The organism is Bacillus sp. SYZHCR11 (assembly GCF_057196865.1).
Genome location: NZ_JBXUND010000001.1, coordinates 1,232,042 through 1,258,223 on the forward strand (window position 1 = coordinate 1,232,042; position 26,182 = coordinate 1,258,223).

General features: G+C 48.4%; 25 protein-coding genes and 1 pseudogene. 15 read left to right on the forward strand and 11 right to left on the reverse strand.

Annotation, left to right across the window (positions count from 1 at the left end; all coding sequences use genetic code 11):
- Window positions 1–62 precede the first annotated feature (62 nt).
- Together addA and addB are read right to left on the reverse strand one after the other, a co-directional pair.
- Entirely contained in the window at window positions 63–3,767 is a 3,705-nt protein-coding gene (addA, locus tag AC2CGA_RS05620; protein WP_139885304.1) for a helicase-exonuclease AddAB subunit AddA, read from the reverse strand.
- Entirely contained in the window at window positions 3,754–7,254 is a 3,501-nt protein-coding gene (gene addB, locus AC2CGA_RS05625; RefSeq protein ID WP_101311913.1) for a helicase-exonuclease AddAB subunit AddB, read from the reverse strand. The genes addA and addB overlap by 14 nt, the downstream gene beginning before the upstream one ends.
- 141 nt (window positions 7,255–7,395) lie before the next feature.
- On the opposite strand from addB, the gene AC2CGA_RS05630 reads away from it, so the two are divergent.
- From AC2CGA_RS05630 to AC2CGA_RS05650, 5 genes are all read left to right on the forward strand, one after another.
- Window positions 7,396–8,109 (forward strand): DUF421 domain-containing protein, encoded by a 714-nt coding sequence (locus tag AC2CGA_RS05630; RefSeq protein ID WP_081317817.1) that lies wholly within the window; start codon window positions 7,396–7,398, stop codon window positions 8,107–8,109.
- 68 nt (window positions 8,110–8,177) lie between these two features.
- On the forward strand, window positions 8,178–8,687 hold the full coding sequence (locus tag AC2CGA_RS05635) for a ferritin-like domain-containing protein (protein WP_014304752.1): 510 nt from the start codon (window positions 8,178–8,180) through the stop codon (window positions 8,685–8,687).
- A gap of 238 nt (window positions 8,688–8,925) precedes the next feature.
- Entirely contained in the window at window positions 8,926–9,546 is a 621-nt protein-coding gene (locus AC2CGA_RS05640) for a TetR/AcrR family transcriptional regulator (protein WP_014304751.1), read from the forward strand.
- A 15-nt stretch (window positions 9,547–9,561) separates the two neighbouring features.
- Window positions 9,562–10,758, forward strand: coding sequence for an MFS transporter (locus AC2CGA_RS05645; RefSeq protein WP_003155154.1), 1,197 nt, complete (start codon window positions 9,562–9,564; stop codon window positions 10,756–10,758).
- A gap of 167 nt (window positions 10,759–10,925) precedes the next feature.
- Window positions 10,926–12,083: an AbrB family transcriptional regulator gene (locus AC2CGA_RS05650; RefSeq protein ID WP_014304750.1), complete on the forward strand. Its 1,158-nt coding sequence runs from the start codon at window positions 10,926–10,928 to the stop codon at window positions 12,081–12,083.
- Between the two features lie 36 nt (window positions 12,084–12,119).
- On the opposite strand, the gene AC2CGA_RS05655 is transcribed toward AC2CGA_RS05650, so the two are convergent.
- From AC2CGA_RS05655 to AC2CGA_RS05670, 4 genes are all read right to left on the reverse strand, one after another.
- A complete protein-coding gene (locus AC2CGA_RS05655) occupies window positions 12,120–12,641 on the reverse strand; it encodes a MarR family transcriptional regulator (protein ID WP_003155156.1) in 522 nt (173 codons plus the stop codon).
- 89 nt (window positions 12,642–12,730) lie between these two features.
- The gene (locus AC2CGA_RS05660; protein WP_003155157.1) at window positions 12,731–14,212 is read right to left on the reverse strand and encodes a monooxygenase; all 1,482 of its coding nucleotides are present in this window, start codon (window positions 14,210–14,212) and stop codon (window positions 12,731–12,733) included.
- Window positions 14,213–14,357: 145 nt separating this feature from the next.
- Window positions 14,358–14,873: a signal peptidase I gene (lepB, locus tag AC2CGA_RS05665; RefSeq protein ID WP_003155158.1), complete on the reverse strand. Its 516-nt coding sequence runs from the start codon at window positions 14,871–14,873 to the stop codon at window positions 14,358–14,360.
- Window positions 14,870–15,496 (reverse strand): TVP38/TMEM64 family protein, encoded by a 627-nt coding sequence (locus tag AC2CGA_RS05670; RefSeq protein WP_003155159.1) that lies wholly within the window; start codon window positions 15,494–15,496, stop codon window positions 14,870–14,872. Before AC2CGA_RS05670 ends, lepB begins: the two co-directional genes overlap by 4 nt.
- Window positions 15,497–15,648: 152 nt before the next feature.
- On the opposite strand from AC2CGA_RS05670, the gene AC2CGA_RS05675 reads away from it, so the two are divergent.
- The 4 genes from AC2CGA_RS05675 (at window position 15,649) to AC2CGA_RS05690 (ending at window position 18,153) form a co-directional block, all read left to right on the forward strand.
- A complete protein-coding gene (locus tag AC2CGA_RS05675) occupies window positions 15,649–16,008 on the forward strand; it encodes a YhjD family protein (protein ID WP_012117241.1) in 360 nt (119 codons plus the stop codon).
- Window positions 16,009–16,128: 120 nt separating this feature from the next.
- Entirely contained in the window at window positions 16,129–16,329 is a 201-nt protein-coding gene (locus tag AC2CGA_RS05680; protein ID WP_003155162.1) for a DUF3311 domain-containing protein, read from the forward strand.
- Complete coding sequence (locus AC2CGA_RS05685; protein WP_025852048.1) at window positions 16,326–17,795, forward strand: sodium:solute symporter family protein; 1,470 nt, start codon at window positions 16,326–16,328, stop codon at window positions 17,793–17,795. The genes AC2CGA_RS05680 and AC2CGA_RS05685 overlap by 4 nt, the downstream gene beginning before the upstream one ends.
- Window positions 17,796–17,835: 40 nt before the next feature.
- Window positions 17,836–18,153 (forward strand): YbjQ family protein, encoded by a 318-nt coding sequence (locus AC2CGA_RS05690; protein WP_025852049.1) that lies wholly within the window; start codon window positions 17,836–17,838, stop codon window positions 18,151–18,153.
- A gap of 32 nt (window positions 18,154–18,185) precedes the next feature.
- Here the strand turns inward: AC2CGA_RS05690 and AC2CGA_RS05695 are convergent, their stop codons facing one another.
- Window positions 18,186–18,455 carry an excalibur calcium-binding domain-containing protein gene (locus AC2CGA_RS05695; RefSeq protein ID WP_003155168.1) on the reverse strand — a complete coding sequence of 90 codons (270 nt, stop codon included), beginning with the start codon at window positions 18,453–18,455 and terminating at the stop codon, window positions 18,186–18,188.
- Between the two features lie 195 nt (window positions 18,456–18,650).
- On the opposite strand from AC2CGA_RS05695, the gene AC2CGA_RS05700 reads away from it, so the two are divergent.
- Window positions 18,651–19,361: a YrpD family protein gene (locus AC2CGA_RS05700; RefSeq protein WP_003155170.1), complete on the forward strand. Its 711-nt coding sequence runs from the start codon at window positions 18,651–18,653 to the stop codon at window positions 19,359–19,361.
- A 134-nt stretch (window positions 19,362–19,495) separates the two neighbouring features.
- Here AC2CGA_RS05700 and AC2CGA_RS05705 read toward each other — a convergent pair whose 3' ends face one another.
- The 3 genes from AC2CGA_RS05705 to AC2CGA_RS05715 form a co-directional block, all read right to left on the reverse strand.
- Window positions 19,496–19,867, reverse strand: coding sequence for an iron chaperone (locus tag AC2CGA_RS05705; protein ID WP_044053077.1), 372 nt, complete (start codon window positions 19,865–19,867; stop codon window positions 19,496–19,498).
- Between the two features lie 26 nt (window positions 19,868–19,893).
- Entirely contained in the window at window positions 19,894–20,262 is a 369-nt protein-coding gene (locus tag AC2CGA_RS05710) for an iron chaperone (RefSeq protein ID WP_003155175.1), read from the reverse strand.
- 144 nt (window positions 20,263–20,406) lie between these two features.
- Entirely contained in the window at window positions 20,407–20,985 is a 579-nt protein-coding gene (locus AC2CGA_RS05715) for a competence protein ComK (RefSeq protein WP_003155179.1), read from the reverse strand.
- 315 nt (window positions 20,986–21,300) lie between these two features.
- Between AC2CGA_RS05715 and AC2CGA_RS05720 the strand changes: the two genes are divergently transcribed.
- Window positions 21,301–21,534: an IDEAL domain-containing protein gene (locus AC2CGA_RS05720; protein ID WP_003155181.1), complete on the forward strand. Its 234-nt coding sequence runs from the start codon at window positions 21,301–21,303 to the stop codon at window positions 21,532–21,534.
- A gap of 30 nt (window positions 21,535–21,564) precedes the next feature.
- Here AC2CGA_RS05720 and AC2CGA_RS05725 read toward each other — a convergent pair whose 3' ends face one another.
- The gene (locus AC2CGA_RS05725) at window positions 21,565–22,422 is read right to left on the reverse strand and encodes an SDR family oxidoreductase (RefSeq protein ID WP_003155182.1); all 858 of its coding nucleotides are present in this window, start codon (window positions 22,420–22,422) and stop codon (window positions 21,565–21,567) included.
- A gap of 124 nt (window positions 22,423–22,546) precedes the next feature.
- Between AC2CGA_RS05725 and AC2CGA_RS05730 the strand changes: the two genes are divergently transcribed.
- The 4 genes and pseudogenes from AC2CGA_RS05730 (at window position 22,547) to AC2CGA_RS05745 (ending at window position 26,173) form a co-directional block, all read left to right on the forward strand.
- Window positions 22,547–24,070: an FAD-dependent oxidoreductase gene (locus tag AC2CGA_RS05730; protein WP_484480147.1), complete on the forward strand. Its 1,524-nt coding sequence runs from the start codon at window positions 22,547–22,549 to the stop codon at window positions 24,068–24,070.
- Window positions 23,986–24,726, forward strand: a pseudogene (locus tag AC2CGA_RS05735) (protoglobin domain-containing protein); the annotation flags it as partial. The gene AC2CGA_RS05730 and the pseudogene AC2CGA_RS05735, both read left to right, overlap by 85 nt.
- A gap of 243 nt (window positions 24,727–24,969) precedes the next feature.
- Window positions 24,970–25,485 carry a methyl-accepting chemotaxis protein gene (locus AC2CGA_RS05740; RefSeq protein ID WP_369719112.1) on the forward strand — a complete coding sequence of 172 codons (516 nt, stop codon included), beginning with the start codon at window positions 24,970–24,972 and terminating at the stop codon, window positions 25,483–25,485.
- A 130-nt stretch (window positions 25,486–25,615) separates the two neighbouring features.
- Complete coding sequence (locus AC2CGA_RS05745) at window positions 25,616–26,173, forward strand: biotin transporter BioY (protein ID WP_014304743.1); 558 nt, start codon at window positions 25,616–25,618, stop codon at window positions 26,171–26,173.
- Window positions 26,174–26,182: the final 9 nt, after the last annotated feature.

Genomic DNA, 26,182 nt, shown 5'->3' on the forward strand with positions numbered 1-26,182 from the left:
CGCATTCACCTCACTTTTTGATAGAAAAAAAGATCCGCTCCAAAAAGGAGCTTCGGATCTCGTTACAGTGTAAGAACGTGACCTCCATCGAAGAAATAGAGCGCACGCCCTTTCACTTTCGTTTTTGTAATTTGTTCAACCGCTTTTGTATACAATTCGATTTGTGTTTCATATCTTTTTTGCAGAATCGGAGCCGCGCCTTCAAATCCATTCCGGAATTTCCCCTCTATCCGATCTGTTTTATAGTCCAGCAAATAGAGACCGTCCGCAGTTTCGTAGAGGCAGTCAATAATCCCTTGCACGAGCAGCGGTTCACCGGCCGTTTCGGCATCCTTGTACACCTCGCCGGCCGGAAGCGCCATACTGAACGGCACTTCCCGGTCAATCCGCAGCGCTCCGAGAAGGTCTTTACCGATTTCAGTTCCGAAAAACCGGACAATTTCTTCTATATCAATGGCTTCCTGCTGCTCTTCTGTCAGCAGCTCTTTTTCGTAAAGCATCCGGACCGTCCGCTCTGCTTCTTCGGCAGTCGGAACGTGCGTCAGCGGTATGTGCTGCATCACCGTATGCATCGCCGTCCCTTTTTCGGCGGCTGTCAGCCCTTCTTTCATCATAAAACCGGGACGCCTGTATAAAAGCGTGTCTCCTGACGGTTTGATGAGAGAGCGGCCGCTGTATTCATCCTCGTACTCTTGCTTTCTCTTCAGCTCAGAAACTGACTGCTTCGTTCTGATAGCCGTCAGCTCTCGGTACGGATATTCCCATTCAAGCAGACGGCGCGCCTGATCATCAAATGAAAACGAACCAGGAATCGGCTCGCCCTGCTGTATCGCCTTGAGACGTTTGCTCTTTTCTTCAGCACGTTCTTTTGGATTCTCTTCCAGCAATTCACTTTGCTGAAGCATCCGGATGTGAAAACGCGACGGGTCGCGCGCGATATCCTCAGTCGAAGAAAGTCCCGGCGTCCTGTGCGCCTCCATGTCACGGTGGCGGATGAGCGCCGGCCCGATAAAGTCCAAATAAGATGACGCCTGATAGCGGTCGAATTCAGAAAGAAGCCAATCGGCCCGGTCTGCTTGCGCCTGCCATTTGGCCAGCTGTTTTTCCCGGTTTTTGCAGGAACCGACGAGAAACAGCTTTTCCTTCGCTCTGGTCAGCGCCACATACAATACGCGCAATTCTTCGGATAAGAGCTCTCTGCGCATCTTTTTCTTCATCGCCACAAGCGGAAGAGTCGGATAGCTGATTCTGAGTTCCGGATGAATATACTTCGTGCCGAAACCGAGCTCTTTATCAAGCAGGTATGATTTGTTGAGATCCATCATATTAAAACTTCTGCCGAGTCCGGCGGTGAAAACGACGGGAAATTCAAGTCCTTTGCTGCTGTGGATCGTCATCAGCCGAACGACATCCTCCTGCTCGCTGAGCGCACGGGCGGTCCCCAGATCATCGCCGCGCTCCTGCATCCGTTCAATAAACCGCAAAAAGCGGAATAACCCGCGGAACGCCGTCGCTTCGTACGAGCGCGCCCGGTCATACAAGACGCGCAGATTGGCCTGGCGCTGCTTTCCGCCGGGCATGCCGCCTGCATAGTCAAAATATCCGGTATCGCGGTATACTTCCCAAATCAGCTCAGACACCGAATGATTCGTCGAAAATGACCGCCACTTTTGCAGACTGTCATAAAAGGTTCTCAGTTTTTGATACAGTTCATCATGCCTGTCACCGTTCGCTATATATGCTTTCAGCGCTTCATAAAACGGCGCTTTTTTCTTTTCAAGGCGTATCAGCGCAAGTTCATTTTCGTCACAGCCGACGATGGGCGAGCGCAGCACGGAAGCAAGCGGAATATCCTGATACGGATTATCAATCACCTTCAAGACTGAAAGCGCCGCAGCCACCTCCACGGCTTCAAAGTAACCCGACGTCAAATTGGCGTACACCGGAATGCCCTGGTTTTTCAGCTCTTCCATTAATTGCGGCGCCCACGGCATGGAGCGCAGCAAAATCACGATATCCCGGTACTGGATATTCCGGTGTGTTTTTGTTTTGCCGTCATAGACCTTAAACGGAGACGAGACAAGCTTTCGGATCTCCCCGGCTATCGCTTTCGCTTCCCAATGCACGGTTTCAAAGTCTTCGGCATCCTCGGAGCTGTCTGCGTCATCAGCGCTGTCAATCAGCAGCAGTTCCGTTTTTGCCGCGTCATTCGGCGGATACGATGCGCCGAGCTTCAATGCCGCCTGTTCATCGTAGTCCACTTCGCCGATTTTTCCGCCCATCAGCTGCTTAAACAAGAAATTCGTACTGTCCAAAATATCGGAACGGCTGCGGAAATTTTGGTTCAGGTCAATTTTTTGCCCCGCGCCTTCCCCGCTTTCTGTAAACCTTTTATATTTCCCGAGAAACAGCAGCGGCTCAGCAAGTCTGAAACGGTAGATCGATTGTTTAACGTCGCCTACCATAAACAGATTTCCCGCCTCTTCATCCCCGCTTTTCACAAGCTGCAGGATAGACTCCTGCACAAGATTGGTATCTTGATATTCATCAACCAGAACTTCATGAAACTGGTCTTGATAATAAACGGCCGCTTCGCTCGGCACCCGCCGGCCTTCTTCATCAACTGCAGTTAAAATTGCCAGGCAGTAATGTTCCAAATCTGAGAAATCAATAATTGATTTTTCTTGTTTCGCCGCTTCAAATCGTTTTCCGTACGATATCACGAGCTGAACGAGCGTTTCGATGACAGGCTTCATATCTGTTAAACTCTTCAAGTGATCTTGCGGACTTCTTGTAAAGTAATCGGTCTTTAACTTTTCGATCAGTTTCTTCGCGCCGTTTCGCAAATCGGTCGCTTCGTCCAAAAGCGCTTTGTCAAATTCATCACCCTTTACCGGCTTCGCCCGCTTAAATGAGACTGCGGGGACCCGTTCATACAGCGCATCGAAGTCATGCCGGCAGCTGATCAGCTCTTCTATCTGCTGAAGGTCATCCAGAAAATGACCAGCGCGCGGGGCCGGCCCGCCGGGCGCTTTTGTCAGTTCAAGCGCCTTCTCAAGCTTTTGTTTTGCCCCGAAGAGCGCCATTTCCGCATCTTCTCTCACATACTGGTAAAACGGAAGCTCTTCCATTTTGCTTTCTTCCGTCACGTCATACAAGCGGACAAAGCTCTGCAGCCACGCTTCCGGGTCAGGATGCGACCGGGAATACTCGTACACCCGTTTGACAAGGTCTTGAAGATCCAGATCATGCCTGTCTGTCGTATATCTGTCCGCAAGCTCAAAAAACGCCTGATTCCCTTTTGCGTATTTATCTTCAAACAGCTCATCAAGCACTTCGTCTCCGAGCAATTCGCCTTCCGTCTGGTCAGCCATCCGAAAACCGGGGTCAAGATCAATCATATAATAATATTTTTTAAGCACTTGCAGACAGAAAGAGTGAAGCGTCGAAATGCTCGCCCGATTTAATAGAGAGAGCTGCCGTCTGATATGCAGAGATCCCGGATTTTTGGCGAGCTCTTTTTCTAATGCTTCAGCGATCCGATGCTTCATCTCCGCTGCTGAGGCGTTTGTAAAGGTCACCACAAGGAGCCTGTCAACATCAACAGGATCTTCCTCCGCGGTTATCTTTCTGATCATCCGTTCCACGAGCACGGCCGTTTTACCTGATCCGGCTGCGGCAGCGACAAGAATATCGCGGCCGGAAGAAACGATGGCGCTCCATTGGTCATCCGTCCATATGCTGTCTTTCGGTTTAGGAATTTGCATCATCATCCGCCTCCTTTTTCAGCCAATCCAGTATGGTGCCGTCTTTTTCCGCTTTCAGGCTGCGGTATTCATTTTCCTTAAGCGACTCATCAAACTGGCACACCGATTTAAACGCACAGTACGTACAAGGCGTCTTATCTTTCAGCTTATACGGGGTAATGGACACAAGCCCGTCCGTTATCGCTTCGCCCGCCTGTTCAAATGTCCGCCGCACATGGTCTGTCAGCAGATGAAAGTCCTGTTCGCTGACCGCCGCTGAGTCGGATCTTAAAGACCCGTCCTTTTTCAAACCGGCATTGACGATATTTGAACGCCCTTCCTCCAAAGTCGTGTCCATCAGGCTGATCGCCTCCCGGTCACCGAGGAGAAGGCCTTTCATTTTAAATTTCTTGAAAATTTCCTGCTCGATTTCATCAAGCCCCATCGGCAGACTGGCCTGAATCATCGGATCATGGATATGGAAATACAAAACGCCTGCCGGGGTCGCTTTCATGCCGAGCCAATCCGCAGAATGTGTAATCGATAAGTCAAGATATGTGAGCATTTGCAGAGCGAGCCCGTAATACACCTCAGCCAGATCAAGCCCCCTGTCGCTTGATTTATAATCAACGATTCTCAGCAGCAGGCCTTTTGAACTTTCCGCTTTATCCACGCGGTCGATCCGTCCGACGAGTTCCATCGTACAGCCGTTTTTCAGCGTGAAAGTGAGCGGAGGCAGCGGTCCGCTTCCGCCGAAACCGAGTTCAAGACCGACCGGGACGAAACCGCTCGCCTTCGCATGCTCGCTTAATATGCCAGAAACACGCGTGACAATCTTCTGCAGTTTTTCCTTCACGTAAAAGTGTCTGTTTGAGCTGAGCAGAATCTCTTTTTGCAGCTTTGGCGCAAGCCGTTCCACCGCTTCATAGGAGAAATTCCGGCACTGATCTTTCGTCAGATCGCGCCATTCCAGCTTCTGCTCACGAAGCCGGTCTGAAATCAGCTTCAGACTGGAGTGAAACAGCTGGCCGATATCCGGCGCTTCCAGCTTGAAAAACTGCCGCTCTTTTAATTGCAGCCCGTGAGATGCAAAATGAGAAAACTGGCAGGCATTAAACGCCTCCATCCGGGAGACGCTTCCTTTAATATGCTCGCCGTAAAGCTGGCGCGAAACAGGCCGTTCAAGACGCTTCGCCTCATTGCGGAAAAACAGGCTTGAAAACAGCTTTTTCGCACGCTGGTGATCAGACTCTTTCATCAGCACATTGTATGCGCTCCACCATACGTCACTGATCTCGTACTCTCTTGTCCACAGCCTGAGCTGACTTGCCGTATACGTCTGAGCCACCTGTTTATTGACGAGATACTGAAGCTGCTCTTCTTCGCTTACCTGCTCGGGATCAGCCGCTGACAGCTTTTCCTGATGATCGGGAAACAGCTCGCCAAGCCTGTTTACAACGATTGACGGCAGGAGCGTTTTTCCTTCCGCATCGGCAATCGGGTATGACACATAAAGACGGTCAGACGGACTCGACAGCGCCATATAGATGAGAAAATGCTCATCAAGCAGCCGCTCACGCCCCGCGGAAGACAGCTCCACTCCGACCGCTTTCAGCCACTCCCGGTCATCATCAGACAGCACGCCGTTTTCATCCGGGCGCGCCGGAAGAACGCCGTCATTGGCCCCGATGACGAATGTGCAGGACGTGCCGTATATTCTTGAGAGATCCATATTCCCTACAAATACTTGGTCAAGCGCAGGAGGAATTAAAGAAAAATGAAGCGATTCCGTTCCCGTTTCAAGCATTTGCTGGAACAGCGCCAAAGATATTTCATCTTCACCCATCATGCCGGCAAACTCCTCGAGAAGCTGGATAACGGCATCCCACGCCTGGCCGTGCTGCTGCGCTTCGATCATGTTTCCGGCCTCTTCGGCACGCTGCCTTTTCCGGTCCAGCTTCAGGGGAACATCGGTATCTTCCAAAAAGAGATAAAGAGCCTCCGCCATGCTTTGAACCGTTTTCGCTTTTTTCATCCGGTTCTGCAGCCGGATAAGGGGTGCAGCTATCCACTCTCTCGTCTCATTCAGCATGTGTTCCATCTCGATTTCCTGATCCGTCTGCGCGAAATCCTCATCGAGCGATACGAAGCGCCTGTATACAAACCGCTCGCCGTTCGTCCAGCGCTCCCCTTTAATGCCGTAGGCGATACAGTAATTTTCAAGCTGATCTACCTGCTCTCTTATTTTCTGCTCCGGCTGATCAAGCGGGAATAACAGTTCGGTTTTCGCACAGCGGAACACCGCTTCATATCTCCAGTTCCCCTTCACGACATCCAGGCTTGAACGGATGAATTCAATAAGCGGGTGATGCTGCATAGAAGCTTTTCCGTCAATAAAATAAGGAAGCCCGTAATCGGCAAACACTTCCTTCAGCAAATCTTTATAATCTTCCGGCTGACGGATGAGAATCGCCATATCTTTGTACCGGTATCCTCCGTCCCGGACAAGCGATTGAATTTCCCGGGCAATACCTTCGAGCTCAGCTCTTCTGTTTTGCGCCTGCATGACGGTAAAAGCTTCCTGTCCGCCGGTATACGCCGCGGCGGGGCGCACATCGTACTGCGACTCTATGCAGGCAAGCTCCGGCACATGCCGATGCCGCTTCGTGCCATGCAGTTCCTTGCAGGAAATATCGGCATTCAATTCCTTTGCCGTCTGATAAAGCTTATAGTATGTGCTTCCCGTCATTCTGAACAGATCGAGCTCATCCGGTGCCTGTTCCGCCGAAGGGCTGTCCGCCGTCAGCGAGAATGTGACATGTTCAGCATGCATGATCAGCTGCTCCAGCACCCTTAATTCCTGCGGCGTAAATTGATAGAATCCGTCGACGTAAACACGGGCGCCTTTTACAACGTCCGCCAAAGGAATCTGCTGAGCGAGCAGCGTCAAATAATCCTCCGAATGCAAATAGTGTCCGGCGAGGCTTCTTTCCATCTGCTGATATAAAATGCCTAAGTCATGAAGTTTTTCAGACAGCATCCGCTCTCCGCGATACTCTGACGCCGTTCCGCTTTCCGCCATGCGGCGGACGTCTTCAGGCTCAATACAGTACCGCTTAAACTCTGTCAGCATCCGTTCCACCTGCTCAGTGAATCCGGCTTTGTCACTCGCTTTTTGATACACTTTAAAATCGTGCTTATGTTCTTCAATCAGTTTCCTTAAAAGCATCTGCACACCCGTCGTCGTCACAAACGGACGGTTCATGCCCCCGGAATGCTGAAGCACGCGCCACGCCAAACGCGAAAAACTGAACACTTGAGCGCGTATCATGCCGCCGATATCCGGCGTTTTAGCAAGCTCATATTCCATTAAAAACGTCATTTGATCCGGGACTAGAAAAATGATCGGTTTCCCGAACGGCTCCCGGCGCAGTTCATCTTGAATGCTGTCGATAATCAGCCTCGTTTTCCCACTCCCCGATCTGCCTACTAAAAACTCAACACCCAAATTAGAAGACCCCTCTCTTTTTATCTTTCTACATTTTATCGAAAGTTGACGAAAATGACCAATCTCATCTGCTGGTAAAAACGGGATGACTGTTTTAAAACATATCGTTTTTGACCAAATTAAAGAAAAAAAGGATTAAATATGATGTCAGAATATCCCGAAGTGATTGTGCGAACGATTCTGTCGTTCAGCATTCTGTTTATCGGCGCCCGTATACTCGGAAAACAAACCATTTCACAGATGACGCTTTTTGATTTCATTGCGGCCATCTCGCTCGGCGCCATCACAGCCAATCTGTCGTTTAATACAAAACTGCCGATTCATTTTACTGTCAGTGCTTACACGATTTTTGTGGTTATCATTTATCTTGTCGCATATCTTTCTATGAAAAACAGAGCTGCCAGGGGTTTCTTTGCAGGCAAACCGACCATTATCATTCAAAACGGAAAAATACTTGAGCATAATATGAAAAAGATGCGCTATACCCTCGACTACTTGAACCAGCAGCTTCGTGAAAATGATGTATTTGACATTTCTCAGGTTCAGACTGCCATCATTGAAACAAACGGCAGCATGTCAGTGGAGGTCAAACCGGAATTTGCGCCCGTTACAAGGCAGGATCTCGGCATCTTTGCCGGACATGAAAAGAACTTTGCCGTTGAGCTGATTATGGACGGCCGGCTGGTGATGAAAAATCTGGAAGAAAACCACGTATCGGAAAAATGGCTGAGAGAAGAATTGGATAAGAGAAACCTCAAACCGGAAGACGTCGTATACGCTGTGCGCGGAAGCAACGGCCGGCTTTTTGTCGACACATACGACGACCATATTACATCGCCGCTGGATCAAGAATAAAAATGACATCCGCACATGTCACGGGCTGCCGCCGTATAATACCCTATAAACATCCGGGGGTGAGTCCAATGCACGAGAATTTTTTTCATTATACAGCCATCTGCAGTGACGATTCTGTGCTTATAAAGGATCTGGTAAAATCCATAAACGGTGAATACAGCGCTGTGATTTGCTACTCAATATTAGCCGAAAAAGCGCCGACCGCAGAAATCAGAAGACGAATCGAACATATCAGAGAGGAAGAAGTGCGCCACATGCACGCTTTCTCTTCACTGTATACGTCAATTACCGGAAAACAGTTGACGCCGAAACAGACGGAGCATTGTCCGCACACATACAGAGAAGGACTGAGGGCGGCGTTTTATGATGAGCAGAAAACGAATGATTTTTATTTACAGGCATCCGATAGAGCGGTGCATCCGGAAGCGAAACGGTTATTTGCCCGCACGGCATTTGACGAGCAGCGTCATGCCGTCTGGTTTTTATACGATATGGCCCACTCTCCTTTCCACCATACAGGGGGAACGGTATCAAACGCGCCGAACACAAGCTACACCGAGGTAAATACCGGAAAATAACGATTCAGACGCTCCCCGCTGGGAGTCATAGACGGCAAACCCCGTTCTTTCAACAGGAGAGAATGGGGTTTATTTTTCGAGCCGTTTTTATACTTCCACTAAACAATGGATAACTTCTTCATTGTATAGTCAGCAAAAACCCTTTATAATAAAATAAACCAACTGGTCGGTTTTAAACGAACCGAGCCCCGCTTTGCCGGGACAACGATATGAATGAGGCGGAAAGGATCTGTGTGAAGTGACAAATACAAAAGGCGGTGCCGGAAAGAGCGAAAAGACGAAGAACAGGCTCGTATCCGCTTCGCGTGACTTATTTGCAAAAAAAGGATATTCAGAAACATCGATTCGGGATATTTTAGAGGCGGCCGAGATCAGTAAAGGCAATCTTTATCACCATTTTAAAGGAAAAGAGTTTCTGTTTCTTCATATCATGGAAGAGGATCACCGTGTGATGATCGAGACGTGGAGGGAAATGGAAGCTGATCTGAAAGATGCTGCCGAAAAGCTGACGGGCTTTGCGGAGCTGCTGAGCCGGATGAGCATCAATTACCCGCTTATGAGAGCAAGTGAAGAGTTTTATGCGAGTGCGTTTACGTCAGAGGAGGTCGTAAAGCGGCTCAACAAAATTGATATTGAATATGACGATGTGATGAGAGAGATCTTAGAAGAAGGAAATCAAGACGGAAGCTGGTCCATTCATCATGTCGAATCAAAAGTAAAAATCCTGCTATCCGTCTTCTACGGTTTAGATGTGTTATATAAAAACGATACCATTCAGCAAAGAATCGAATTGCAAAAAGAAGCCATCTCCGTGTTTATTCACGGGTCGATCAACGCTGATAAACTGAATGACAGCTGACAAAGGAGAAACAACATGCAAAAACCGATCAGAGAACAAAAGGCTGTACTCATCATCTTATTAAGCAACATATTTATTGCGTTTTTAGGCATCGGATTGATCATTCCCGTTATGCCGCTGTTTATGAATGTGATGCACTTGACGGGCAGCACAATGGGATACCTTGTCGCTGCCTTCGCCGTCGCGCAATTAATTGCATCCCCCATTGCGGGGAGATGGGTTGACCGCTTCGGCAGAAAAATCATGATTCTCGCCGGACTGTTTTTGTTCGCATTATCCGAGCTGACCTTCGGATTGGGCACACATGTCTCTATTTTATATTTCGCAAGGGTGCTGGGGGGCATCAGTGCCGCTTTTATCATGCCCGCCGTTACAGCGTATGTCGCAGATATTACGACGGTGCAGGAAAGATCGAAGGCGATGGGCTATGTATCTGCCGCCATCAGCACAGGGTTTATCATCGGGCCCGGCATAGGAGGATTTATTGCCGATCACGGCGTTCGTATGCCGTTTTTCTTTGCGGCGGGAATTGCATTTATCGCAGTGATTTCCTCTGTCTTTATGCTGAAAGAGCCGTTAACTAAAGAAGAACGCGCAAAGCAGATGGAAAGCGCCAAAGAATCAACCTTCTTAAAAGATTTGAAAAAGTCGATTCATCCAAGCTACTTGATCGCCTTTATCATCGTTTTTGTTTTGGCATTCGGGCTGTCGGCGTATGAAACGGTGTTCAGCTTATTTACAAACCATAAATTCGGCTTCACGCCAAAGGATATCGCCATTATTATTACGTTCAGCTCCATTGTGGCAGTCCTCATTCAAGTGCTCGCGTTCGGCAGACTTGTCAACTTCCTCGGGGAGAAAAAAGTCATTCAGCTTTGTCTGATCATCGGCGCTGTGCTGGCTTTCGTTTCTACGGTGATGTCAGGGTTTTTGCCCGTGCTCGCTGTCACCTGCATCATTTTCCTTGCGTTTGATTTACTGCGCCCGGCACTGACTACTTATCTATCGAAGATCGCAGGAAATCAGCAGGGGTTTGTTGCCGGTATGAACTCAACATACACGAGTTTGGGCACCATTTTCGGCCCGGCTCTGGGCGGTATTTTATTTGATATGAATATTCACTTCCCGTTTCTGTTCGCAGGTGTGGTTTTATTTCTCGGTCTGGGATTGACGCTTGTGTGGAAAGGAAAAGCGGGCGAGGTTTCGGAGTAGGGTGCACTCACCCATCTCCGGAGCTTTTTTTGTGTTTTCGATAAGAAAAATGAATGGATTATGAGAAATAATTCATTATTTATTTATCTCAAAATCTATACTATAGTAATAGTAAGGTTAACGAGCTTAACAATTTAATATGAATGTTTCAGGAAGAAGGGTTTTCATTGAAGAAAGACAAACATCTCCTTACGGATATCTGGTTTATTCTCATCAGTGCGGCAGGGGGGTTTCTTCTTTCGCTCACAGGGATGTCGATCGCCTGGATGCTCGGAACGCTTGCCGCCGGCTGCATCCTCTCCATGACGAGGCCCCGCTGGCTGTTCATGGCGCCTGACAGAAGAGGGATTCACCGCAGATGGCTTGCGGCGGGACAAATGATCCTCGGCATCGAACTCGGCCAGAAACTGAACCTGTCCGTTCTGTCGGTTTTACGGGAGCATTGGCTTCCGGTAGGCTTCATGCTGATTTTCTCTATCGTGATGGCGCTTGTTTCCGGATATGTGCTCTTTCGGTTCAGCCGGACGGACATGATGACAAGCTTTGTAGGAACGGCGCCGGGCGGTTTATCCGCCATGCCGGGTATCGCCCAGGAAGTCGGCGCAAACACCGCGATTGTAAGCCTTATTCAGCTGACGCGCGTCCTTTTGGTCGTCATGACAATACCGTTTCTCGTCATTTTCTTATTTACTAAACAAAACGGTGCGGCTCAGACATCAGCCGGAGCCGTTTCAGCAGGAGCTTCACATCCGGGCCTTATTCCCGTCTTGTTAACGGCCGGATTTATTTTAGCTGCCTGGCTTGCAAGTAAAGGCGCAAAACGGCTGAAATTCCCCGCCCCTTGGCTGCTCGGCAGCATGATCGGCGTTGCTGCTGCGGAAATCGGCGTGTCCGCCTTGGCGGGCAAAGACATGCTGGCCTGGTGGCCGCCGGAAGCGAACCAGCTGTCACAAATTTTTCTCGGCGCCACAATCGGATCAAAAATGTACAAAAGCATGTTCACCGGTGTGACGAGAGTGCTGACCGTCGGATTTATTTCTTCCGTCGGATTAATCGCCGCCATGATTCTGAGCGCGGTTGCGGTTTCTAAATTAACGGGCATCTCCATGATTACATCTGTTCTCGCCTTTTCTCCCGGCGGGATCGCCGAGATGGCGGCGACTTCGATCACCCTGCACGAAGACTCGACTTTCGTCGTCGCGGTTCAGGTCATCCGGATCGTTCTCGTCATCGCCATGCTTCCGCCCTTCTATCGGCTGCTGCACCACCTTTCTCAGCTGAAACGGGCACACGGCGAAAGAGGCCGGGCAGAAAGAGGAACATGATCCGAATAAAAAAACACGCATCCATATGCGTGTTTTTTATTTGAACAGCTCTCCGCCGCCATTTACAGACCGCCAGTTTGCTGACAGATCACGGAACAGCCGTTCAGCAAATAACAGTTCTTCATCTGTATAGCGGTCTAAAAACGCCAAGAGCCGCTGTTTTATCAATTCATGATATTCATGATGAAGGGAATGCAGCTCTTTCCCGGCAGGAGTCAGCCGGAAATAGACTTCTTTTTTATTGTCGCTCAGCCGGGTTCTGCGCAGAAAGCCGGCTTCCAAAAACTTCGCGCAGCTTCTCGACACGGTCGGCTTTGTCGTCTTCATTTTTTCCGCTATTGACGTGACATTGATCGGTTCATGATCTCCGATACACGACAAAATGTGAATTTCCGTCAAGGTCAATTGTAATTTTTTCCCGTTTCCTTCGCGGAGTTCATCCATCCGTCCGGCCAACGACGCCCTGATATCCTCCTGACACCTCTCCTGCTCGTGAAAAATATCGGTCAGCCCTTCAAGAATCATGTGTTTTGCATGGTCTGGCTGTCTTCTGTCCAACTGCTGAGTCACCCTTCCGTATTGATTGTTTCTTTTACTATAACGTTTTGTTACATAAGAAACAATCACACAGGCGCATAAAAAGGTTATCAGATGAATAATCCCCATCTCTCCAAACCGGCCAGAACGGCTTCTTCCGCTTCACGTCCCGAGCCGCCGGCTGCCCATGCCGCATGGCCGTCCGGCCGGATTAAAACGGTGTGGACGTCATTCCAATCGGCACGTGTTTCAGCAAGCTCCGCCCTGACTGCCGCCACGCTGTCCGTATCAATACCGGCGGGAATGCTCCCTCTTAATGACAGAAGCACAAAGCCGCCCTTGCGGAGAAAATCATACAGCCGGGCCGGCCGCCCGTCATGAAGGGTCAGTTCGATATCCGGCAGGCGTTTTCCGTTCAGGGTATGCGGCGGCAGCTCCGCATCCGGTTCATAATGCAGATCAAGCGCGGATACTTTTCCCGCCAATAAACGGTTGGACTCCTGAAAATCCAGCAAAGCGGTCATCGTTTCTCTTAATGCCATCCCCGACTCGGTAAAATCCATGAGCTTTATCTGCGTTTTGATATTGTGCAGCACTTCTTTTCCTGTGCTGTGCCTTTCCTGATGATAGCTGTCCAGAAGATGAGGCGCCGCTTTTCCCTTCATTTGCGCCGCCAGCTTCCAGCCGAGATTGACGGCATCCTGAAGCCCCGTATTCAGGCCTTGGCCGCCTGCGGGAAAATGAATGTGCGCCGCATCCCCGGCCACAAAAATCCGGCCGGAGCGGTACTGCTCAGCCTGACGCTCGGCATTGCCGAACCGCGACATCCATACCGGATCACTCAATCCGAAATCAGTGCCGCATATCCGCCGCAGGTCTTCTTTCAGCTCATCTTCGGTGACCCGCTCTTCCTTCCGCTTTTGCGGGACGTGCGGAGAAACGATGAGGACGCGGAAAAGTCCGTCCGTAAGAGGGATAATCACAACCGATCCCTCCAGCCGGCACGTTGAAAAAAAGGAAGATTCGGGCGGATGTTTCAAAGCGGCATCACAAAGGGTTCCTGTTAAGTCGGCATCAGTGCCCGAAAAAGCGATGCCCGCCTGTTTCCGGACAATGCTCCCCGCTCCGTCTGTACCCGCGGCATATAAGCTGTGAAGAGTGCGGATTCCGCTTTCGTCCCGGAACACCGTCTCCACTCCGTCATCCGTCTGGGTAACAGCCACCGCTTCCGCCCCGCGGATGATGTCTGCGCCGAGACTTGATGCATACTCCTCCAACATCCGCTCCGTTTCTGCCTGTGGCAGCATTAACGAATAATTCTGCTTCGTATCCAGCCGAGAAAAATCCAGCCGTGTATCCAGCATGGAAAAATGGCCGGAAGACACCTTCGTCCCTTTTTCCAAGAAGCGTTCCAATATGCCTCTCATGGCAAAAAGCTCAAGTGTGCGCGGATGCATGATAAGCGCTTTGGAATACGGCACCGTCTTCTTCAATCGTTCAATGACAGTCGTTTTCACTCCGGCCAGCGCCAGTTCTGATGCAAGCATAAGCCCGACCGGACCTCCCCCGATAATGGCAGCCTGTGTTTTCATTTCATCAGCCCTCTTTCATATTTTTGTTGCGCGCGTAACAAAAATACGAAAAATAAAACGCCTCCTTTTTTGTTTCGCGCGTAACAATTTTCATTATAGTCTTTCCTCCGCTTTTTTACAATCATTTCCGAAAAAAAGACGCCGTTCACTTGGCGTCTGATTCACTGATGACTCCGACAATGTCTTTATCCTTAATCGGACCGAAATGACGGCTGTCGAGGCTGTATATGCGGTTGTCGCCAATAACAAAGTATTGTCCCTTCGGTATGCTTTTGCGCCCGGTCGTTTCCTTCAGCGTATAATCACCGGTCACATGGCTCCCGGCGGACAATGATGACTTTAACGGTTTTAAAAACGGTTCCGCCACCCGTTTTCCATTCACATACAGCTGATCCTCCCTGTATGCGATTGACTCGCCGGGGAGCCCGATGACACGTTTGATCAGCACTTTGCGGTGCGGGCCTTTAAACAGAACAATATCGAAACGGCGGATCGTTTTGTAACGATGGGAAAACTTGTTGACCATCAGCTCATTTCCTTGTTTAAAGGTCGGATTCATGCTGATTCCTTCGACTTTATAATCAATAAAAATGGCATTCTTTAATTGTATGGCCAAAACAACGATAAGCACGCCGGCTATAAACCAAAATCGTTTTTTCAAGATTCCTGTCTCCCTCCGTCTTTCTCATGCTGACTGATTCTCGTCTGTAAACGCCGTTCGATATGCTTTCCGGCATACCACAGCACCGCGATCACCATTATGGCGCCCGCCATCCTGAAAGGCTGTGTAATGAGTGCGTGAAGATCATACCCGATAAAACTGATCATAAAGATCATAACCATTTTCCCCATCGCGGCTGCTGATATAAACTGCAGCGCCCCTACCCGTGACAGACCGGCAACGATATGAACCGCAGCGGACGGCGTAAAGGGGAAGCAAAGTAAAATAAACAGCGGACCGAAACCGTGCCGCTCAACCCAGAGCATCATCCGCCTTATGGTCTGATGCCTGCGGATGAAACCGAAAGCTCTTTTCTGTCCGAAACGGCGGACGGCATAAAACATCAGCATCGATCCTGACGCAGACCCGAGCCATGACAGAAAAAAACCTTCCCACAAACCAAATGCATTCGTATTCGCCACCACAAATACAACGAGCGGCAAAAACGGAAGAAACGCTTCAATAAAAGGCAATACAGCCGCAGCCGCCGGGCCGAAAGCTCTATAGCTTTGGAACCATTCCGTCAGCTGTTCCTCAGTCAAATATGATAAAAATTGCTCCAACGTTTATACTCCTTAACGAGTTTGTCTATCCTTATTCTACACATTATCTCCAAAAAACGAAAATGTTTACGAGATTTTCCGTCTTGAAATATCGTGTAAGCGAGTATAAAATAAGAACAAACGTTCTCGTTTTTAAGAAAGAAGGAGTATTTATGCCTGACATTCGGAGCGGCACCCGCGATCTCATCGAAAAAGGGCTGTTTCTGCCCATGGCGGCAGCCATCCTGAACCGGGACCTCGAAGCGCTTGATTCGTGCCCGTTCAAATTAAAACAACCCTATAAACAGCTTATCAGCTGCTCTTTAAAATTAGCACAAAAGGATTTGAGTGATGTTCGAAAAGAGTTAAGAAAGCGTAAAATTAAAATATACGAAGCGGAAAGAGACGAAGCATTTACGCTTTATATATGCACCATTAACGGCTATGAAGAAAAACACCGTTATTTCAACCCGAGAATACGGGAACAGGTCACCGCCTTATTGGAATATTACCTGTCTCTTGCGACCATTTAAAAAGCAGCCGGGCCTGCTTTTCCTTTTCAGATAATAAAATTCAGACTATTCACACTATACATTCGACATGATTTTCTTTATAATCGGGACACGCTGTTTTCAATGAAAAGGAGGAATGTTATGAAACTGATTCATGTTCTCGCCGCCCTGCCCTTTTTCGGAATTCTCGCCGGCATTCCATTTGCCAACCGGGTGACGCCTTATGTTTTCGGAATGCCTTTCATTCTTGCATATGTCGTCATCTGGGCGGTGCTGACTTCCGTTCTGATGGCCGCCGTTTACAAATTGGACAAAGAAAACAAGGCGGGTGAGACGGAATGAATGCAGCATTTCCCGTAATGGCCGCCGTGCTCCTGTTTTGTGTATATCTCGGAATCCGGGCCCGAAAAGGAAAACATATGGACCTTGAACAATGGACGGTGGGCGGACGCGGCTTCGGCACGATGTTTGTCTTTTTATTAATGGCGGGAGAAATATACACGACCTTTACATTCCTCGGCGGAAGCGGATGGGCTTACGGAAAAGGAGGCCCGGCCTTTTATATTATCGCGTACGGCTGCCTTGCCTACATTTTGTCATATTGGCTTCTGCCAGCCGTGTGGACTTACGCCAAACAACACAAACTGATGTCGCAATCAGATTTTTTCATTTCAAAATACAACAGCCCGCTCCTCGGCATTCTCGTATCGCTCGTCGGCATCGCATCCCTCATCCCCTATCTCGTCCTGCAGCTGAAAGGGCTCGGATTAATTGTTTCAGCAACGTCATACGGACAGATTCCGCCCTCCGCCGCTGTCTGGATCGGCGCTGTCTCCATCACGATTTATGTGATGGTTTCAGGAATCCACGGTTCAGCGTGGATATCCGTCGTCAAAGATATCATGATTTTAGGCATCGTCCTGTATTTAGGTATTTATCTGCCCATTCATTATTACGGCGGGTTTACGGAGATGTTCAAACAAATTGACGCCGCAAAACCCGGTTTTCTCACGCTGCCGGAAACCGGACAGAGCGTTTCCTGGTTCAGCTCAACGGTTTTGCTGACCGCCCTCGGCTTTTATATGTGGCCTCATACCTTTGCCGCTTCCTATTCGGCGGAGCATCCGCGGGTGTTTCGGAAAAACGCGATCATCATGCCTCTTTATCAGCTCGTCCTGCTGTTTGTCATCTTTACCGGATTTGCGGCGATTCTGCAGGTGCCCGGTTTAAAAGGGGCGGACACGGATCTCGCCTTATTAAAGCTGTCTGTGAAAACCTTTGATCCCTGGTTTGTCGGGCTGATCGGATCGGCGGGCATCCTGACGGCGCTTGTACCCGGTTCAATGATATTAATGGCCTCAAGCACGCTGTTCGCCAAAAATGTGTACAAAGCCATTCTGCCCGGCACGACTGACGAAAAAGTCTCACGGCTCGCAAAATACGCCGTACCCGTTATCGCGCTGATTTCCGTATATTTTACGCTGAAAGGCGGAAATACCATCGTCACCTTGCTTTTAATGGGCTACAGCCTTGTCACCCAGCTTTTCCCCGCCCTCTTATTCAGCCTGCCGAAGCGGCGTTTCATCACAAGCCACGGCGCTTTTGCCGGCATAACGGCCGGGGTCGGAACAGTGGCCTTCATTACGCTGACCGAATCAACCGTCGGAACCCTCTTTCCGTTTCTTCCGCAGATCGTTAAGGATATGAATACAGGCATCATCGCGCTGGTTCTGAACATTGCCGTCATGTTTGCCGTCAGCGCCGCAGTCAGAAAAAAACAAATCAGCGCAGCCGAAAAGGCGGCTTAATGATAAAATAGCGGTAAGACACATGAAGGGGGAAAGCCGCATGATCATGACAACGACCGAAACCGTCGCCGGAAAACAGATTACGGAAGTAAAAGGCTTGGTGACAAGCAGTATCGTCCAGTCCCGTCACATCGGAAAAGATTTGCTTGCAGGCTTAAAATCTGTCGTCGGCGGCGAATTGAAAAGCTATACCGAAATGCTGGAAGACTCCAAAAAAGCGGTGAAAGAGCGGCTGATCAGAGAGGCGGATCAGCTCGGAGCGAACGCCATCGTCGGCCTGCGGTTCGAACTGACCGCAGGACAGAACACATCCGAATTAATCGGATACGGAACCGCCGTCACCGCCGAATCCATTTAAAAAAACAAGCCTCTTTAAAGAGGCTTGTTTTTTTATTTCTCACATGCGATATAGTCTTTATCCCGGTCAAGTCTTTTATTTGCATTATAAAGCGCTTTTGATACATACGGCTTGTACTTTGTTCTGCCGCCCTTGTTTTTCACTTTCGACGATTTGGCCACGCCGCCCTTATACACCTTATTCAGCGCCTTACAGTTTTGATACGTTTTTACCTTTGTTTTCGCTTCTGCCGTCTGCCCCGCTCCGTATGAACAACCGAACACCAGGCCGAAAGACAAAAGCACAGCTGCCGTCTTTTTCATTTCTATCCTATCCCCTTTCCTGAATCATGTTGTATGACTGAACATATCATAGTTCAAATAATCTCCATTTACAAGATGAATAGGAAAATAGTTTCAATTTACGTCCGCCCGTATATCTTTTATGGAATTTTTCCCAAAACCTTTTATAATATGAATTGATAGCGCTATCTGACTATGATGATAGGAGGAGAAATGATGATGAAAAAAGGGCTTGTTGCGGGTGTTCTCACTACAGCCGTTCTATTCGGCGCATGTACGGCGGATATTCCGGGGGTGATCAGTCCCAATACGGCGGAAGCGGCGTCCCAGCTCAGTAAAGGAATCGGCGGAAGGGCCTATCTGAACAGCACGGGCTCAGTTCTCGTCACGAAAATTCAGCTTCCAAGCTCGATTCAGGTGTCAAATGGGACAGCCTATATTTACTCAGGATTTACCGGAGGCACAGAGGCTGATATCGGGCTTCAGTACAGTGACACCTATCATGTATGGAAACCGATCATGAAAGTCGGTTCAAAGGGACAAGGCCAGGTCCGGTATCTGGAAGGAGAAAGCCAATTCACTTATACGAAAGGCTTCCGGCCCGGCAGCACCGTACAGCTGACCATTTACAAAAATCTGAACGGCAATACCCGCGCCACATATTGGGGCACGAATAATGACGGATACACCGGCCGCATCATCTCAGAACTCGCCCAAACCAATGTAGGCTCTGTCTCAAAATGGAAAGCGCTCGCCACCGTCGCGGTCACATCAGAGGATCAGCGCCCTTACATCAAATCAAACTTCTCGACAGCCTTTACGAACATCACGATCGACAATAAAGCAGTCACACCTGTGATTGATACACAGGATTTTGCCAAATTGACAGTGTCAGGCAGCAGCGTCAGCATGTCTGTCGTCAAATAAAGAATTTTGAACGCACGATTTCTGTCATCGTGCGTTTCGTAAGGGTCTGCCGGATACGCAAATCCCTTATTTTTCGGATTACGTTTAATAAAAAAACAGCCCTCCTCAGGGTTGTTTTTTTAACATTTCTTTCATTATTTCCGCCAAAACGCTGAGCAGTCCGCCTTATCCTGAATATTGAATTGAATCATGCTTTCAAGCAGCTCATAATGCACCGGTTCAGTCCATTGAATTCTGAACAAACGGGAAGTAGCGCTGTAGCCGGCACGGGCAATGTCGTCGGCAAAATGCGCAATTCCAGCTTCTTCGGGAGAAACACTTACATGATGCTTTGCTGCCGCAAAGCCGATAATAAACGTGCCGTGATCGGTAAACATCGGCGTGTTCCACTTGATCTGCGGTGTTAAACCCGGGAATTGCTCAGACGTCCACGACAGGATTTCCTCCATTCGCAGACGATGGTCAGGGCTGTCGATACTTGATAAATAGTCTTTGAAAACGTCCATGTCTTCCTCCTTCAACATCACGTCCGCTAGCGCCAAAACCCCGGATTTTCAGCTTTTTCTTTGATGTTAAATTCGATGATCTTCTTAAGCAGATCATAGTGCACCGGATCAGTCCACCGAATTCTGAACAGGCGTGAAGAAGCGCTGTACCCGGCTTGGGCGATGTCATCGGCAAAATGCTCCATCGTCTCTTTTTCAGGTAAAATGCTCAAATGATTTTTTGCCGCGGCAAACATAATGATATAGGTGCCGTGATCGGTAAATGTCGGTTTGTTCCACTTGATCTGCGCTTCTAAGTTCGGAAATTGGTCAGCCGTCCACGACAAAATTTCCTCTGCTTTGAGACGGTGATCCGGGTTATCGATTTCTGATACATATTTTGCAAACACATCCATGCCCATCTCTCCTAAAATGAAATATCATTACTCTTTACATCATCATAGCCAACAGACGGACACGATACAACTCTATCCGGGCATGTAAATCGAAAAAGCCCTTCCCAAAAGGAAAGGGCCCGTCCCTTCACATCACAGCTTTCTCTAATATCTCTCCCCCAGCTCCCGCAAAATAAAGTCGTAGATCATTCTTGTCCGCTCTTCTTTCGGATACAGCATGAATTCCTGCCGCTTCGGGATATGACTGCCCATCCTGTCCTGAAAAGTGGTTCTGAGATAGGCGGTTCTGTAAACCTGATTTTCAAAAGAATGATAGGATACTTCCAGTTCCATCGTTTTGCCGTTTGAGAACGTGACCGCTGTGTCATCAAATGCCGTCGGTTGAAAATCTTTAACGTGCACATGAGATATCCAGCCGCATTGAGGCCTTGCAGAAGAAAGTGTAGGGAATAAAAAGATGTGATTTGAAGGGTCCACCATAATCGGCGGCTTGTGAGAAATTTTAATCGCTTCATATGTTCCCGCTTTTCTCCCGGCATAGCTGGAGCCAAAGTAGCGGCAGCTTCTGTCGATGATGTGAATCGGCTTCATGCTGACATACAGAATGCAGTCTTTTTCAATGACCTTCGACCCCATTTTACCGTCTATTTCCTCAGGCAAAACAGCGATGGTTGAACGATTTACTTCGTAGCTTTCTAAGGGTGCGTGTGTTTTCTGGCACATGATGTGCAGCCTCCAATCCTTTTCTTGAAAATTTATACTAATAATCTATCATCTGTCATTGGAAAACGACAGGTTTTTTTTGAATATAGCTAAAAATCACCTTTTAAAGCTGTAATTTAGTCTTAAATTACTATTTAAATATTATTTTTCTTTTTCATTTCACCTCATTTATACAATGATCATTTTCGTTTTTTCGTCAATTTGCAGGATATGTCGATATATTTCCAAGTATTAGTTATCTAAAGATTATAAAAATTAATTGATTTTTCCGGCCGTTATCCATATACTATAAAAAAGGCATTGGGGGGATTCTTTATGAAAGAGAAAAAGTCGTACACTGAGCTCATGAAGTCCCGCAACACGGAAAAAGCAAACGAATTCGATGTGACAATGGCCGATATTTACATTCAAATGGTGCTTGATGAATCCTTGTATAAACGCCGGATCGCCATGCTGACAATGCAGATTAATAAGGCGCTTGATGATAAAAATAAAGAAGCGTTCCTCACGCTTTCAAAAGAATATGCCGCTCTCAAACAGAGTGAATAAGCCAATCCATATGGATTGGCTTTTTTTACATTATCCGTTTACGATGGTGCCGCCGTTCACATGAATCGTCTGTCCCGTGACATAGGAAGAATCATCGCTTGCTAAGTACAAATAGCTCGGCGCCACTTCAACAGGCTCTCCCGGGCGCTGCATCGGCACGTCTGAGCCGAAGACTTCCACTTCCTTCGCCGAGAAGCTCGCCGGGATCAGCGGCGTCCAGATCGGCCCCGGCGCCACTGCGTTTACCCTGATGCCCTGAGTGACAAGAGATTGGGAAAGAGATCTTGTAAACGTGACGATCGCCCCTTTTGTCGCTGAATAGTCAATCAATGTTTTGTGGCCTTTATAGGCGGTAATGGAGGCCGTATTAATGATTGAACTTCCTCTTTTCAGGTGAGGGAGCGCGGCTTTCGTCAAGTAAAACATTGAAAAAATATTCGTCTGAAACGTTCTGATGAGCTGGTGGCTCGTGATTTTCTCAATCCCCGGCTGCACGTGCTGCTCACCCGCGTTGTTGACCAGGATGTCAATGGAAGGAAAGGCTTGGCCCGCCTGGCGGATGACATCGTTGCAAAAGGCTTCGTCGCCGACATCCCCTGCGATCAGCAGACACTTCGCCCCTTCTTTTTCTACATATTGCTTCGTCTCTTCGGCATCCTGATGCTCATCAAAGTAAACGATGACCACATTAGCGCCTTCCTTTGCGAATAAAACGGATACGGCGCGGCCGATCCCGCTGTCTCCGCCCGTGATGATCGCCGTTTTCCCTTCAAGTTTTTTCGCCGCTTTCGGTTTGTCAAAAACGGGGCGTGGGTCCATTACATATTCAAAGCCCGGCTGCCGGTTTTGATGCTGCGGCGGCAAGGTTTTCTTCTTCTGATTCGCCATTTTGATCACTCCTTTACATTAATTACTATATTATGAGTAATTTGAGCATCTTATACGAATTTCATGTATGAACAGAGTCTTATTGGAAAAATTAAGAATATACAACAGAGGAGGTAAATCTGAATTGACTACTTTTTCAAACGAGGAACCGGCTTCCTATTGGAAAGCAACAGCTGACATTCCTTCCTTTCCCGCCCTCACTGAAGATACGGAATGTGACGTTGCGGTGATCGGCGGAGGAATTACGGGCCTGACAACGGCATACGAACTGACGAAAAGAGGTTTCCGTGTCGCTGTCATTGAAGCAGACCGGATTTTAAACGGGACGACCGCGGGCACGACCGCAAAAATCACCGCCCAGCATGATTTCATCTATGCCGATCTTATTCAGCAGATCGGCCTGACCAGCGCAAGGCTGTATTTCGAAGCCCATCTCCGCGCCATGGAAGACATGAAGCAGATCATCAAGGACCTTTCGATTGACTGCAGACTGATTGAACAAGACGCATATCTTTACACCAATACAGAATCAGGCGTCAAAAAAATGCGCAGTGAGCAGGAAGCTTATACCAAGCTCGGTATTGAACACGAGCTTGTGAAAGAACTTCCCGTCCCCGTTGATTGCAGGCTCGGCCTCGCCATGAAGAATCAGGCGCAATTCCATCCGCTTTTATATGGTGCGGCGCTCGTCAAAGAGATCGTTAAAAACGGGGCGCGGATTTTTGAACAGACGGCTGCGATCGACATAAAAAAAGAACCGCAGCCGGAAGTGGTCACGAAAAACAGACACGGCATCAAGTGCAGCTACATTGTCTGCGCTTCCCACTTTCCTTTTTATGACGGAGGCGGGCTTTATGCCGCCAGAATGTATGCCAGCAGATCCTACGTACTCGCGGTAAAACCGAAACAAGCGTATCCGGACGGGATGTATCTCAGCATAGACAAGCCGTCCAGATCACTGCGATACACCGATTTGAACGGTGAAAAACTGGTGCTTGTCGGCGGTGAAAGCCACAAAACAGGCCAAGGAAAAGAAATGTCCGGGCATTACGAAGCGCTGAAACAATTTGCGGAAGACACAATCGGAGTTGAAAGCATCCCATATCATTGGTCTGCACAAGACCTTGTCACCTTTGACAAAATTCCGTTCATCGGTCCGATCTCAGGCGATGAAGAACATATTTTGGCGGCGACCGGTTTTAAAAAATGGGGCATGACAAGCTCAGCGCTCGCCGCGAAGCTTTTGGCTGATCATATTCAAAACAAAAAGAACCCGTTTTCCGGCCTGTTTATTCCGTCACGCTTCCACGCAGATCCCGGACTGAAAAAACTGATTTCCTATAATGCCGACGTGGCCAAACACCTTATCTCGGGCAAACTTGAGAGGCCGGACGCTTCGCCTGAGAGTCTTGGGCCCGGGGAGGGAAAAATCGTAACAGTAAACGGCAAACGGGCCGGCGCCTATAAAGATGAAAAAGGCTGTCTGCATCTTGTCGATACGACATGCACCCATTTAGGCTGTGAGGTTGAATGGAATGACGGCGAACGGACGTGGGACTGTCCATGTCACGGGTCCCGGTTCACACCCGACGGCGGGGTTGCCGAAGGTCCCGCCATCAAGCCGCTGAAACGTCTCGCCCAAGATTGACTAAACCATTCTGTACGAATGGTTTTATTTTTTTCCGCATTAAAATATTTTTATCAGATTCCTTCATTCAAGTTCCTTCCAAACCGATAAAAAGAAAAAGAGAATATCTGGGGGAACTAATATTGTTATTTAAAAAAGACCGCAAAAAAGAAACAGCATATTTTTCAGAAGCCGATGGAAAAAAACGCATCGCGCTTTCAAATCAATATGCAGATGTCCAAAAACAGCTGAAAATGGTCAGGCTCGGAAACGAAGAACTTCATGTGCTTGAAGAGCTGCAGCCGTTAATTAAAGAACATATCTCAACAATCGTCGATTCCTTTTACCGAAACCTGGATCACGAAAAATCATTAATGACGATCATTAACGACCACAGCACGGTCGAGCGCCTGAAAAAAACATTACGGCGTCATATCCATGAGATGTTCGCCGGCACAATTGATGATGAATTCATTGAAAAAAGACAGCGCATCGCTTCCATCCACTTGCGGATCGGCCTTGAACCGAAATGGTATATGGGAGCGTTTCAGGATCTGCTTCTGTCGATGATGAACATATATGAAGCAACCATTCCGGATTTGCATGAGCTTTTAAAAGCGATCAAAGCGACGACGAAAATATTGAATCTTGAACAGCAGCTCGTCCTTGAAGCATTCCAGACTGAATATAACTGCCAGCGTGACGAACAAGAGGAAAAGAAAGCCCGTCTTCATCAGAAAATCCAGGAAACATCCGGATCACTCGCTGATTTGTTTTCAGAAACGAGCAGAGCCGTGCAGGAGCTGGTCGATAAATCTGAGGGCATTTCCGAGGCGTCAAAAGCCGGCACCGTCACTTCCGTTCATGTCGAAGAAAAATCAATCGGCGGGAAAAAAGAGCTTGAAAGCCAGCAGCAGCAGATGAATAAAATCGACGCCAGCCTTCTGCAGATTGAAGAAGAAATGGACAAGCTGAATGACATCGCCCAGCAGATCGAAAAAATCTTCGGCATCGTGACGGGGATCGCCGAGCAAACGAATCTCCTGTCACTCAACGCTTCAATAGAATCCGCGAGAGCCGGGGAGCATGGCAAAGGGTTCGCCGTTGTCGCGACGGAGGTAAGGAAGCTTTCAGAGGATACGAAAAAAACCGTTTCCACCGTATCAGAGCTCGTGAACAATACCAATACACAAATCAACATCGTGTCCAAACATATTAAAGATGTAAACGGACTTGTAAGCGAAACGAAAGAAAAAATGACGCAGATCAACCGTCTGTTTGATGACATCGTCCAAAGCATGAAAACGAGCAAAGACCAGACAGGCAAAATCGACGTTGATTTGCAGGCCTTTCTCGGCGGCCTTCAAGAAGTCAGCCGCGCCGTTTCCCACGTTGCATCATCCGTTGATTCACTTGTTATCCTTACAGAAGAATAAAGATAAACCGACCGGCCTTTTTCATAAAGGGCCGGTCTTTTTAATGTTAACTTAAAATATAATAGAGTTGACATATATAAAGACTCGCTTTATTGTATAAACATATTTTGATAAGCTGGAGGAATACATAATGAAATTGACAGAAATGATGCATATTGCCGTGTTTACCGCCATTATGGGACTTTTGGGGCTGCTTCCGCCGCTTTTCTTATCCTTTACGCCGGTTCCGATTACGCTCCAGACGATCGGTGTGCTCTTATCAGGAAGCATCCTGAAACCGAAAGCGGCATTTTTAAGCCAATTGCTTTTTTTGCTGATTGTGGCATGCGGAGCGCCTCTCCTTTCAGGCGGAAGAGGCGGGTTCGGGGTTTTTTTCGGGCCGAGCGCCGGATATCTCATCGCATATCCGCTGGCGGCATTACTGCTGAGCCTCAGCATCCAAGGCCTTCGCTCAGCTGCTGTCCCCCATTTGTTTATCAGACAGTTCTTGTTCGGCGTGCTGTTTTTGTATGTCATCGGCATTCCCGTTCAGGCTTTTATAATGCACATTGATATCTTGACTGCCGTAAAGCTCAGCCTCATCTATGTGCCCGGAGATCTGCTTAAAGCGGCCGCAGCCTCATTCGCAGCCGTAAGAATCAGAAAAACTCTTCAAGCAAGCCGGCTTTTGCCGACGAAAGGAAGCTGATTTTAGTCA